This window comes from Cytobacillus sp. FSL R7-0696 (genome assembly GCF_038006865.1).
Classification (GTDB): domain Bacteria; phylum Bacillota; class Bacilli; order Bacillales; family Cytobacillaceae; genus Cytobacillus; species Cytobacillus kochii.
Genome location: NZ_JBBOWA010000001.1, coordinates 3,581,518 through 3,594,314, shown reverse-complemented (window position 1 = coordinate 3,594,314; position 12,797 = coordinate 3,581,518). Strand labels below are relative to the sequence as shown.

Annotated in this window: 14 protein-coding genes; 3 read left to right on the top strand and 11 right to left on the bottom strand. The window is 36.7% G+C overall.

What is annotated here, in order from left to right; all coding sequences use genetic code 11:
* Positions 1-14 precede the first annotated feature (14 nt).
* The 6 genes from MKX29_RS18575 to MKX29_RS18550 all read right to left on the bottom strand — a co-directional run bounded on the left by MKX29_RS18575 (position 15) and on the right by MKX29_RS18550 (position 5,759).
* Complete coding sequence (locus tag MKX29_RS18575) at positions 15-1,283, bottom strand: peptidase (RefSeq protein ID WP_281202366.1); 1,269 nt, start codon at positions 1,281-1,283, stop codon at positions 15-17.
* A 117-nt stretch (positions 1,284-1,400) separates the two neighbouring features.
* Positions 1,401-2,063 carry a 3-oxoacid CoA-transferase subunit B gene (locus MKX29_RS18570; RefSeq protein WP_341106997.1) on the bottom strand — a complete coding sequence of 221 codons (663 nt, stop codon included), beginning with the start codon at positions 2,061-2,063 and terminating at the stop codon, positions 1,401-1,403.
* Entirely contained in the window at positions 2,048-2,740 is a 693-nt protein-coding gene (locus MKX29_RS18565; protein ID WP_281202364.1) for a CoA transferase subunit A, read from the bottom strand. The genes MKX29_RS18570 and MKX29_RS18565 overlap by 16 nt, the downstream gene beginning before the upstream one ends.
* Complete coding sequence (locus MKX29_RS18560; RefSeq protein WP_251161854.1) at positions 2,737-4,107, bottom strand: aspartate aminotransferase family protein; 1,371 nt, start codon at positions 4,105-4,107, stop codon at positions 2,737-2,739. Before MKX29_RS18560 ends, MKX29_RS18565 begins: the two co-directional genes overlap by 4 nt.
* Positions 4,108-4,422: 315 nt before the next feature.
* Entirely contained in the window at positions 4,423-5,397 is a 975-nt protein-coding gene (locus MKX29_RS18555) for a S66 peptidase family protein (protein WP_341106994.1), read from the bottom strand.
* Between the two features lie 188 nt (positions 5,398-5,585).
* Positions 5,586-5,759 (bottom strand): YjcZ family sporulation protein, encoded by a 174-nt coding sequence (locus MKX29_RS18550; RefSeq protein ID WP_095372875.1) that lies wholly within the window; start codon positions 5,757-5,759, stop codon positions 5,586-5,588.
* A gap of 206 nt (positions 5,760-5,965) precedes the next feature.
* Between MKX29_RS18550 and MKX29_RS18545 the strand changes: the two genes are divergently transcribed.
* Positions 5,966-7,054 carry an SGNH/GDSL hydrolase family protein gene (locus tag MKX29_RS18545; protein WP_251161855.1) on the top strand — a complete coding sequence of 363 codons (1,089 nt, stop codon included), beginning with the start codon at positions 5,966-5,968 and terminating at the stop codon, positions 7,052-7,054.
* Between the two features lie 77 nt (positions 7,055-7,131).
* Positions 7,132-8,220: a DUF3500 domain-containing protein gene (locus MKX29_RS18540; protein WP_341106991.1), complete on the top strand. Its 1,089-nt coding sequence runs from the start codon at positions 7,132-7,134 to the stop codon at positions 8,218-8,220.
* An 11-nt stretch (positions 8,221-8,231) separates the two neighbouring features.
* On the opposite strand, the gene MKX29_RS18535 is transcribed toward MKX29_RS18540, so the two are convergent.
* The 3 genes from MKX29_RS18535 to msrA all read right to left on the bottom strand — a co-directional run bounded on the left by MKX29_RS18535 (position 8,232) and on the right by msrA (position 10,135).
* Positions 8,232-9,011 carry an IclR family transcriptional regulator gene (locus MKX29_RS18535; RefSeq protein WP_224937541.1) on the bottom strand — a complete coding sequence of 260 codons (780 nt, stop codon included), beginning with the start codon at positions 9,009-9,011 and terminating at the stop codon, positions 8,232-8,234.
* Between the two features lie 148 nt (positions 9,012-9,159).
* On the bottom strand, positions 9,160-9,597 hold the full coding sequence (msrB, locus tag MKX29_RS18530) for a peptide-methionine (R)-S-oxide reductase MsrB (RefSeq protein WP_251161857.1): 438 nt from the start codon (positions 9,595-9,597) through the stop codon (positions 9,160-9,162).
* A complete protein-coding gene (gene msrA, locus MKX29_RS18525) occupies positions 9,590-10,135 on the bottom strand; it encodes a peptide-methionine (S)-S-oxide reductase MsrA (RefSeq protein WP_224937539.1) in 546 nt (181 codons plus the stop codon). Before msrA ends, msrB begins: the two co-directional genes overlap by 8 nt.
* 210 nt (positions 10,136-10,345) lie before the next feature.
* Between msrA and MKX29_RS18520 the strand changes: the two genes are divergently transcribed.
* Positions 10,346-11,002, top strand: a complete 657-nt coding sequence (locus MKX29_RS18520) for a DUF4397 domain-containing protein (RefSeq protein WP_341106984.1) — start codon at positions 10,346-10,348, stop codon at positions 11,000-11,002.
* A gap of 83 nt (positions 11,003-11,085) precedes the next feature.
* On the opposite strand, the gene MKX29_RS18515 is transcribed toward MKX29_RS18520, so the two are convergent.
* The gene (locus MKX29_RS18515; protein WP_251161860.1) at positions 11,086-11,667 is read right to left on the bottom strand and encodes a YpmS family protein; all 582 of its coding nucleotides are present in this window, start codon (positions 11,665-11,667) and stop codon (positions 11,086-11,088) included.
* Between the two features lie 12 nt (positions 11,668-11,679).
* Positions 11,680-12,495 (bottom strand): SGNH/GDSL hydrolase family protein, encoded by an 816-nt coding sequence (locus MKX29_RS18510; protein WP_281202359.1) that lies wholly within the window; start codon positions 12,493-12,495, stop codon positions 11,680-11,682.
* Positions 12,496-12,797 lie beyond the last annotated feature (302 nt).

Below are 12,797 nucleotides of genomic sequence, written 5' to 3'. Positions count from 1 at the left end.
AAGCAACTATCTATTTACTCTTCAACCATGCCACACCATGAAACAATGGAGAGGGCAATGACCTCAGCAGCCTCAAATACGTCGTCTAAAAAAATATATTCATTAGCATCATGAGCAGAAGCTGTGACACCTGGACCAATGACAACAACCGGTGTATGACCAACGTTTGATAAGATGCCTCCGTCCGTTCCCCACGGAGATGCTTCAATGATTGCTTCTTTATTTGTCACCCTTTCAAAAGCTTTACCGACAGTAGTGATTAATGGATGATCACTTTCTAGATTCCCCGGTTGCCACCTGCCTCCAAACCATTCAATACTTGGGATATTTTCTGATAGCCATCCATCTTTCTCACACACCTCATCAATGGCCGCTTCTAATTCTTTTTCTACGTCTTCCATTCTCTCATGAGGAGCTACACCGATTCTGCCCTCAATTATAGCTATATCCGGTACAGAGGATGGCCAATCTCCACTCTTAATTTTGCCAATATTCACTGGCACAGGAATGGGTATATTTTTATATAAAGGATCGTCAATTCTCGCATTTCGCACTCTCTCTAGCTGCTGAAGTCCTTCTATGATTAACATCGATTTTTCAATGGCATTGATTCCTTCATATCTGGTGCCACCATGTGCTGATTTACCTTTCACAGATACACGAAACCACATTGAGCCTTGTTGCTTTGGAAATACTTTCATATTAGTAGGCTCTGGGATGATCGCGCCGTCCGCTTGGTAACCTCGTAAAACAGCTGCTAATGTTCCTGCTCCTCCACTTTCTTCTTCTATCACACTTTGAAAGATAACATCACCTTTCAGTTTAATATTTGAAGCAATAATCGCTTCTAAAGCGAGTAGTAATGCGGCTGTTCCACCTTTCATATCTGTTGTACCTCTACCGTACATTTTACCTTCTTGGATATGCCCACTATACGGATCATCTGTCCAGTCATTTATATCCCCTTCTGGTACAACATCAATATGACCATTTAAAATGATTGATTTGCCGTCTCCTTTGCCCTTTAGAACAGCGACTACATTCGGATTACCACTATAATCCTTTCTATCAGAACAATAAGCAGGATGTTTAAGCAGCTCTTCATCTCCAATTTCCCATATATCGAGGGCAAGCCCTAATTTACGGCATTTTTCGATAATAATTGCTTGTGCACTACTCTCGTGTCCACGCGTACTCTTTTCTTGAACAAGCCTTTGTAAAAAACGTGTACCCCTCGCTCGATTTTCATTTAACCAGTCTTTGAGTTTTAAATCTTCATTCATCGAAGCCCCACTCCTTTAAAGATATCGTCGATGGTGAAAAAGCTTGAATCATGTATAAGAAGGAAAAAAAGTGCTTTCTTTTCAGTTATTCGCTAATGCTAAGTATTTTCCTTTGCCCTATGAAAAAATAATCTTGTCATGGAGTGACACAGTGGCATCAGTAAGTTGTAATACTTCATCAATAGTATGAGGTTTAAAGACCTCATGAAGAACTAATCCACGATTTTTCTCAACCGAAAAAACTGCCATATCTGTAATAACCATATTGACACAAGCAGTTGAGGTTAAAGGAAGACTACATTTTTGCACAATTTTTGATTGACCGTGTTTATCCGTTTGATTCATGACGACAATCACTTTTTTCGCTTTTTGGGCAAGCTCCATCGCACCCCCCATCCCCGGTACCTTTTTACCCGGGACAATCCAATTAGCTAAATCACCGGTTTCACTCACTTGTAATGATCCTAAAATGGTTAAATCCACCTTACCCCTACGAATCATGCCAAAAGCGAGCGCGCTATCAAAATAAGAACCACCTGCAACTAAAGAAACAGGAAATCCACCAGCATTGCATAAGTTTTCATCTTCTTCACCATGGATTGGGCTCGGTCCCATCCCAATAATGCCATTCTCTGCATGAAACATGACGGCAAAATCTCGAGGGAGATGATTAGGTACTAATGAGGGTATACCTATGCCAAGATTCACAACCATTCCAGATTGGATTTCTGCAGCTGCTCTTTTGGCCATACGATTACGCGTTTCTATTGCCAAGCCCATTTCCAGTCCACCCCCTCAGATTGAATGATATAATCAACAAATACACCAGGCGTAATGATTTCTTCTGCCTGTAAACTTCCAACTGGAACAATTTCTTCTACTTCAGCAATGGTAATGTCTCCTGCCATCGCACAAAGTGGATTCGTATTTCTTGCACTTTTATCAAAAATGAGATTACCAAATGTATCTGCCTTCTTAGCATAAACGATACTAATATCCGCTGTTAACGCCGTTTCAACCATATAGCGCTTTTCACCGATTTCACAAAAAACCTTGCCCTTTTGTACGATATCATTATCGATGGCAATATCTGATAAAATTCCTGGCAACCCCATACCGCCTGCTCTGATACGCTCTGCCAGTATCCCTTGTGGAGAAAATTCAACCGCCAGCCTCCCATCTGTCATTAATTGGCCTGCAATCGGATTAGAGCCGATATGAGAAGTAATTATGTGAGATACACGGCCGAGGCTAACGATTTTTCCAATACCAATATGAGGAAACCCAGTATCGTTACCAATAAGCTTTAACTGTGAGACCCCTTTTTGCTTAATCGCTTCAATCAGTGTCGGCGGTGATCCTACCCCACCAAAACCACCATACATTAATGTCATACCATCAAAAAATAAGTGATCCACTTCTTCAATAGATGAAACTTTATTGAGTGCCTGTTTCACTCTTCATCACCTTCTAACTTTAACTCGACTTCGTTTAAATAAAAGTTCGTAAATTGCTGTAAGGTTTCTTGCAAGCGTTGAATTAAGTCATCCATTTCTTTATAAGTAATATTCAAAGGGGGGGCAATCATAATTGCATCCCCATTCACACCGTCTGAACCTGCACCAGCAGGATAAACAAGTAACCCATGATGTTGAGCAATACTAATCATACTTTCGGTTACTTTCATTGCCCTAGGGAATGGCTTCTTTTCTACAAAGTTCTGGACAAACTCTATCCCCAGCATTAAACCTCTTCCCCTTATATCCCCGATAAATGAGAAACTTTTTTGTAGTTGTAACAACTTTGCTTTTAAATATTCACCTTTTTTCTTTACTTCAGGTATAATTTTATTCTTTTCTAAATATTCTATGACAGCGAGTGAAACGGCACAGGCTTGAGGGTTAGCACTCAAAGTATGCCCCCCCATAATTGTCTTAGAACCTGAAACAATCGGTTCCATCACATGATCACCGACTAAAGTAGCAGCAATCGGCGTGTATCCCGCACCCATCCCTTTACCTAATGTAACGATATCTGGTTCAACACCCCACTGCTCACAAGCGAGCATTGTGCCTGTGCGTCCAAATCCAGTCATTACTTCATCTGCAATAAATAAGATTTGATGGCGCTCACAAATCTCTTTAATAATCTTGTAATAATCTTGCGGTGGAGTGATAGCTGCCCCCGATGCCCCAATAATCGGCTCCGCTATAAAGGCAGCAATATGCTCACTCCCTATCCTTCTAATAATATTATCTAACTCATTTGCACAGAGGTAACCACACTCAGGAGCTTCTTTATTGTACGGACACCTGTAACAATAAGGAGGTTGAATCACTGGAAAATCTTCCAATAGGGGAATAAACCGCGCTCTTCTCCCAGTATGCCCTGACATAGAAAGTGCACCTAATGTGATTCCGTGATAACTCATCCATCTAGATAAAACCTTTGTCTTGGTCATCACACCTTTTTCTTGCCAATATTGAATACTAATTTTCATGGCCGTTTCTGTTGCTTCCGACCCGCTATTGACAAAGAAACACCAATTCAACTCTGGGAAGGATAAACTAGCTATTTTCTTGGCTAACTTTTCAGCTGGCTCACTTGTGAACTGTGAGCGATATACAAAAGATACTCGCTTAGCCTGTTCTGTCATTGCATCAATAATTTCCTGAACTCCATGACCGATATTTGCCGTAATCGCTCCAGATGAAGCATCGAGATATTCCTTCCCCTCACTATCGTACAAATATACACCTTTGCCATAATCAATCATTGGATACTCTGCATCTATTACAGGTTTGATTAAATATGTGCGGTCCATCCCCATCCCCCTTACTAATCGAGCATTCAAAAGTACATAAAGAAAACCCGCTAAAACCTACCAATAACATGTGAGGTAAACGAGCAATGAAGTATTATTATTTTTTTGGAGCGGGCGAATCAGATTGATTTATGTTTTTATTTCAATTGTATGTTTGAGAAATGTAAAACTTTCTTAAAGATTTAAAAGAATATTTTAGTTGCCATTGTTATGAACTGAAATGAGGGATTTGATGAAGGCTCTAAGTGTGAAGTCAGCTTGATTTGTGTATTAAAAACAGTATACCCAATTTCATGGGCACACTGTTTTCCCTATCTATTCACCTACAAAAATCTCCACATCTTCTTTTTCCGCTTTAATGGTGGCATACGATCCAAACGGAATCGTCGCAGCTTGATTTGTATGTCCAAAGTCAATATTAGCAATAATTGGAACGCCGCTCATTTCCTTTTTCGATTCAATCATTTTCTTTAAGAAATATTCAGTAACCTGTGATTCCTTTTGAAATCTCCCGATAAGGATCGCTTTTATCTCATTCGCCTCTTTTTGCTGTAGCAGAGATTGCAGCCCCCGTTCAAAAAGAAAGGGATGTGATTCTTCATTATCCTCAATAAAGATAATCGCATCTTTCAATGAAGGCATATATTCTGTCCCTTGTAATGACGTTAATGTTGATAAATTTCCACCTATTAATTTTCCGCTTGCCTCTCCTTGCTGAAGTACAAGATAGCCTTCGGATGCTATATACTGCTTTTCATCTTGCTCCAGATGCCATGGATCATCACTCCATTTATCCGCAGGCTCAATTTCATACATGCCATCAGTCGTTACTGCTTGAAGGAAGCTATTGAGTGTATATTCAAACCCATATTTTATACCAAAATCAGCAAAGAAAGGGCCGGAGTATGTAATTAAGCCCGTCTTATGATGAATGGCAGCTAGCAATGCTGTTATATCACTATACCCACAAAAAACCTTTGGGTTGTTTTTAATTAATGAATAATCAATTGATTTTAATAATTGATTGGTATTATAACCGCCTATACCAGCTATAATCGCTTTAACATTCGGGTCACCAAACGCATCATGTATATCTGCCACTCTTTGCTCAATACTTGTACTAAAAAAATCATCATGTTCGAGGACATATTGACCATATGTTATATTAAATCCTAAATTAGCTAACCGTTCTTCTGCTAATTTTCTTTGTTCACCCTTTATGACAGCCATACTTCTTGAAGGAGCAATGATTCTGATTTCATCTCCTGATTGTAATCTTTTAGGAAACATCAATGTACACATCCACTTTTTTCTTTCTATTTTACCGTAATTTTCATCTCATTTCGACAGGATACATGAAATCTTGTTAATAATCGCTCAACGATTTTCCATTTGTTATTCACTGACAAATATGTTGATGAAAAAAAAGAGAGACTCCTAAAAGCCCCTCCTTATTCTTTATTCTTTATTCTTTATTATTACCAGTTACCGCACCAGCTAGCACCGATGATTACTAACAAGATAAATAATACTACAATTAACGCAAAGCCACCGAATGCTCCATTTCCACAACCACCGTATCCACCTACTGGATAACTATAATAAGGTTGAACTTGTTGAGCACAAGGATCGCATCCATATCCGTAATTCATAATCATTTCACTCCTCTTTTTGTTTTAGGCATTTTCAAAATCATCATATGACATAGGTTCTTGTCCTGCATGTGTTTTTGCCCAATTTTTTTAGAATGTCAGTTTTTTTCTTTTTCCTCTAGACGTAAAGCGTTTTCATCTCATACAATTTAATTACAAGATAAATGGGGTAATCTAAAATTGTCATATTTAAAGGAGTACAAAGAATGAAAAGAAAATCACTCCTCCTATGTTCCATGTTATGTATTGGATTTATATTTTTATTTCAATTCTTTCAAGAACCTAAAGTGGAGGGAGATCAATCAGTAGAGAATTTTTATGAAAAAGTAGGAAGCGAAAAAACAATTAACTATTTAATCATTGGTGATAGTATTGGTAGAGGATCAGGAGCATCAGAGCCGAATAAAAGATGGTTTCAAATATGGGAAAATAAAATGAAAGATACATATGATGTTGATTTTAAGCGTCATATGGTTGTACAAAGCGGAAGCACTGCTTTTGAAGGGTTAAATAAGCTGAACGCCACTCCGCACCTTGGAAGCATCGATTTAACTTTTATTGTGTTCGGGGAAAATGACCGAAAATATATGAACGAAAAGCAGTTTGCCCAATTTTATGAGGGACTTCTTAGACAAGTAAAGAAAGATTATCCTGATACAGAAATATATACATTAACGGAATCACCTTTAGATAATGAATTATTCATTCAAAAGATCACAGACATCTCAGCCCATTATTTAGCTAAGAATATTGATTTACGCCCTGTATTTAGTGAATCAACTTATTCTGCTTTTGAATTAACCACAGACCTTGTACATCCAAACGATAGAGGCTATCAACTTTATGCCGAAGCGATTTTTCAAGAAACACAAAAGTTGATGAATCAGGATACGCAAATAGCTGTTCTAGCTGCTCCTCTTCATGATGACGTGAATATCGCCTTACAACAATCTTCTGCCTACACACATGCCAGCCATCCATATAAAGGTATTTACTGGTACAGTGAAAATGCTGGAGAAACAATCAAATTTTCCTTCTCCGGAACTTTTCTCGGGATGAAGGTGAAGAGTCACCCTGCAGGAGGCATGCTAGATATTTATATTGACGGTCAACCTGTACGAACATTATCAACGTGGTGGCCTTTAGAAAAAGAAAGACATCTATATATATCAAGCGGTTTAGAGAAAGGTATTCATCAAGTTACATTTACTGTATCCAAGCAAAAATCCATCTTTAATGAATCAGGTAAAGCGGAAATATTTCTTTCAACGATCATAACCGAGGGTACGAACTAGACCGTTTTTCAAAATAAGTGAATGAGCTCTCCTTGCTTTACACACATTAACAAAAAAGGACAGGGAGAGTTTTTCTCATGTATCGATGTTTAGTATCACTCGTTTTCATAGCCTTCATATATTCCAATCATGTGCTTGCCTCTTTTTCTCCAACAGCAGCAGAATTACATGAACAAGATTACATTCTTGAACAACTCAACCATCTCTTAGATGAACCCCATATCACAAGTAAGGAAGAATCAGTTGAACTTGCACATCAACTTTTCGAAAGTTTAAATGAAGAACAAAAAGAAGAGATGATTCTTCCACTAAATAAGGCAATTGCACATAAATGGTCTAATTTACCTATTAATCAAGCAAGTAGAAATGGCGTCCCCTTATCTGAACTAAATACACAAAGTTTTATACTCGCCATGCTATTACTTCAAGCAAATCTCAGTCCGCTTGGCTTTGAACATATGACAGAAATCATTAAAGCTGATTACTTTTTATCAACAACAATCAAGAACCCTCCATTTAAATGGGGGGCACAAGAATATTATATCTCTATACATGGAAACCCTTCCTATACAAAACCTTGGATGATTCAACTAACAGGGCATCATCTTGCAGAGAATATTTTCATTAACCGTTCTAAAACAACGATTACCCCTGAGTTTACGGGGACGCAACCTCGTATGTTTCAAATAAATAATCGTACGTATCATCCAATGGATGCAAAAGTAAATGCTGTCCATGCACTCTTATTATCTCTATGTAATGAGCAAAAACAGCAAAGTAAACTTAATGACGAGTTTAACGACATTTTACTTGGCCCCGGATATGACCAATCGTTCCCCACTCAGGAAGGTTTACTTATAAAAAATCTAAACACGGAGCAACAAATACAAGTAAAACACTTGATTGAGGAATGGGTCGCTCATGCACCTTATGAAGCAAGAAAGGCATTGCTACACACGTATTTATCTCAGGAACAACTACAGAAAACGACGATTGCTTGGGCTGGTTCAACTTCAATCAAGCGACCGGGTAGTTACTTTCGTATTGATGGGCCGCAAATTTGGATAGAAATCTATAGTAAAGAGGGGGTTGCCAATAAAAAACAAACACATGTACATTCGATATGGCGCGATAAATTAAATGATTATGGGGGGATATTGAAATAAATAACATCAGTCTAATTTTTCTGTATCTTACCTGTTATAATCCTGGCTCCTTCAATGACAGTTTCAACTAGCTCTTGTTCTTCATAATCATCAATACGAACAGACGGGATGGTAATAGATATACTTGCTAAAATTTCATTTTGAGGATTAAATATCGGTGCGCTATATGAAATCGCACCTTTCACTCTTTCACCATTACTTTTGGCATATCCTCTTTGTTGAATAGATTGTAGCTCCTCATATAATACATCTTTATCAATAATCGTCGTACTTGAAAGAGGTTCGAATTGGATTTTTGCTAAATACTCTTTTTGGATGTCTGCTGGGAAATAAGCCAATAATATCTTTGCTGAAGCGCCTGCATATAGTGGTGATTCTTGTCCCACCGTAATCATCGTTTGTAGTTGATGACTGCTTGCGATAAAATCTATACACTTTCTTTTTTCATTTTCAATCACATTTAAACTAATGCACTCTTCTATTTTTACCCACATTTCTTTCATTACTGGGGCAGCTATGTTTAAAAAACTTGTGTTTTTTTCTACTAAATGACCTAAAAACAATAACTCTAATCCTAACTGATATCTTTTTGTTTCTGAATTTTTATGTAATAAGCCTTCATAAACAAGTGTAGAAAGCAATCTTTGCAAACTAGGTTTAGATAGGCCCGTACGTTTATGTAATTCTGTTAATGACAAAGTTTTATGCTCATAAGAAAAAGATCGTAGAATTTGTAATGCTTTATGTAAGGTTTGCATCGAATAGTTCTTTTTAAACATTTGATCATTCATGGATGCATCCATCACCTCTTAAATAATATTTACTTTACAATAAATTTACCATTTTCAAAACCTTTCCACAAGCGGAAAAAGATTTCTTGGGAAATGAAAAAGAAGGATTCAACTAAAGTGAATCCTCCTTGGTCTAAATACACTTATATTAAGCATCTTCAGCAAATAATTTCAGATAACGCCCATAGCCTTCTTTCTCCATGTCTTCATAGGGTATGAATTTTAAAGAGGCCGAATTAATACAATATCTTAATCCATTTTCACCTGGCCCATCATTAAACACATGACCTAAGTGAGAATCAGCTTCCTTACTGCGAACCTCTGTTCGAACCATATTGTGACTGTAGTCTTCTTTTTCTAATACTTCTTTCTCTTCTATTGGTTTGGTAAAACTTGGCCAACCACAGCCTGCATCATACTTTTCAGTTGAACTAAATAATGCCTTACCTGAGACGATGTCAACATATATTCCCTTTCTAAATTCATCCCAGTATTCATTTCTAAATGGCGGTTCCGTACCATTATTTTGTGTGACATAAAATTGCATCTCATTTAATTTATTCTTCAAATCTTTTTTCTCACTCATCTTTTTTCCCACCCCAATTTTGTTTAATAAATCCTGCTCTACCTGAGCCTTGATGGTAGGCCTGGTAATGAGTTGGATTTTTCTTATAATAATGTTGATGATACTCTTCTGCAGGATAGAAAGCTTTTGCTGGTAATATCTTTGTCACGATTGGATCTTTAAAAGGCCCCTCTTTCTCCAATCTTTCTTTTGAAGCTTCGGCCAATTGTTTCTGCTGTTCATTATAATAAAAAATAGCCGTCTGATAAGATTGGCCTCGATCGTAAAATTGACCACCAGTATCGGTTGGATCAATTTGTTGCCAATACAGTTCAAGTAATCTTTCATACGGGAAAATCGTTGGATCAAACGTGATTTGCACCGCTTCATAATGACCAGTCGTTTCCGAGCAAACCTCTTCATAAGTTGGATTTTCTTTATCACCGCCGGTATAACCAGATATTACCGCTTTAATGCCCGGTAACTCATCAAATGGTTTGACCATACACCAAAAACAACCACCGGCAAATGTCGCTTTTTCCTCATTATTATTCGCCATCTTGTCACACCTCATTTTTATTTTCCTTAGCTCTTAAAGAAATAGCTTGTAACACTAAGATAAAGAAAAGTGGATGTAGATGCAAATAAACAACCTTCAATTACTACTTATGTTCTCCGAAATCCTCTTCGCGATAATTTTTTATCGCATTAAACATTTCGATGAATACAATAATGAAAAATCATAAGTAAGGAGGTTGGCTTATTTAAAATGCAGCAATCAACTTCAGAGCAAAAGGTCTTACAAAAAATGTCGTCATCTGCCAATCAACTACTGAATCAGAACTTAGATGCATTAGGCTATATCCAATTCTTTCATCTTTCTTCAAGTAGCAAAATGATAGATATCTTTATAAATGGTGTCAAGATATACAAACAAATTTCTTATAAACAATTGACTAATAAACTCGCATTACCTGCCTCTAGTTACCATATTGATATTTATCCAACTGACGTCATGGTCTCATCTTTACTTAGTAGAAAAATTGAAGTCCTCCCCGGAACATTGCATAATATCGCACTCTCAGGTGAAGCAAATGACATGAAATATACTGATATACCAACTAGTATCGCTATACCAAATTCACTCAATGCAAAATTTATTCATCTGGTAGCTGATGGTCCATCATTCAAACCGGTAATATTAGCCCCTAAAAGTGAGGAATTGCCACTCATACAATACAAGCAATCGAGTAAATGGGTGAATCTTTCGCCTAGTATGCTTCAAGGCTGTATTTACGGTTACCCTTATAGAGATTATCTCACTTCGTTTCGCTTTCCCCTACAGCCTCAAAAGCAACATCTTATCTATATCTTTGGTTCTGTGACAGGAGATCCACCATTAGAACTAATGGTACTTATTCAATAACTGCCAGAACTTTTCTTATTCGTTCATATAAAAACCTGTAGCAGGTATATTACTCAATAAGAGTACTCGCTACAGGTTAATGCTTACTTTACCGGTACTAATAAGGTAAAGTCAATATCATCTTCTTCTAAATTGAAGTCATTCACTTTTACTTTTATATCACTTTTTAGATCCATTTCTGTTAACGCTACATAGATTTTCTCTTCATTTGGTTGGATGACTACCCAATCTGGTGTTTTATAATGATTATTAATGAGTTTGAGTAAGAAGGATATCGGTAAATCCATTTGGCCGATGGATAAATCCTTTTGTTCCAATACAACATCCCCGTTTGGTAATACAGAGGGTTCAAAAGACATTCTTAAACGCAACTGTTGACTGAATACCGGTAAGGTGCCGTATAAATTCACTTCATCATCTAACCTTACTTCATAGTCCAGTCCTCCGTCTAAAATTTCTTCCTCTAAGTAATGATTAATTAAGAGGTTTAAATCATTTTTATTTGTTGATATATGAAATGGAGCGTAATCCGCCTCATTTAATTGCACACTTTCATAAGGGTCATCCTTCGCTGGAATACTAACCATAATAAATAAAATAAGCGCAAATAGAATGATTATACCCAGTAGCCCTAAGAAAAGCACTTTCCATTTATTCCCCTTCAATGAAGCTCCCCCTTAATTCTCTTTATTTTCAATGACAGACTTAATTCCTATTTGATCTAAAACTTGATAAATTCTCCCTGCCATTAATTCATATCCTCGATCATTAGGATGGAAATGATCTGTGAATAGTAGATTTTCTTCACTCGTTTCAAAAATATCATCCACATTTACAAAGTACATGTTCTCATACTCACCTAGTACTTGTTGGCTGGCTATATTCCACTGACGCATGATCAAACTTAACTCTTTAATACTCGAAAACCATTCTAAAAAAGGGTTATATAACCCCACTAATAAAACTGTGCTGTTCGGATTATATTCTCGAATGGTATGTAGAATTGTATTTAAATTATCTTCAAAAACATCTTGTTCTTTTTCAAAAGCAGCGACATTTAATTTGGTAAAATTAGATCGGACTACCTTCATAATATCATTGCCACCAATAGTAATAATAACGAGATCCGATTCTGTTACCGCATTTTTTACTTTGTCCATATTAAGCCGTTCTAATAATTGGTTTGACCGATTCCCTTTTACACCATAATTAATAAAACTTGTATAATTAATCGACCGATGCTCCTCTAAGAGCTTTTCCAAATAGGGTATATACCCACCACTTTCAGTCGTGTCGCCTACACCCTGGGTCAATGAATCACCGATTGATACGACATTTAAATCGATGGGAAAAAATTCTGCAGGAATATCTTGTTTAGTTAAATCCTCCATTTGTTTTGCTTCAGCGGCCTCATTATCGCTTGTCATCGCATTGGTATTACAACCCGCCAATAGAACCATGATTGATAGTAATAAGGTGAATATTCTTTTCAATTCTTTCTCACCTCTTTATTAAAGTATGTTTCATTATATCATGTTGTGGTATTCACATAAAAAAGTGTGATTACTTAATAATATTAAATTATACTCTTTTAACCACTATTAAACTTAAATGAAGAGAATAATTTAAATAAAATACTATCTATGGGACCAGAAGAGACATTTTTTCACTTGATAATTTTATGAAATAAAGTTAAAAGCAATACTTAAAGAGGTAAATATATTAGCACAAAAAAAGAAGCAAGAACAAGCTTTGAGTTTACACTTTAGGCTTGGACTTGCTTCTAAGATCTGTT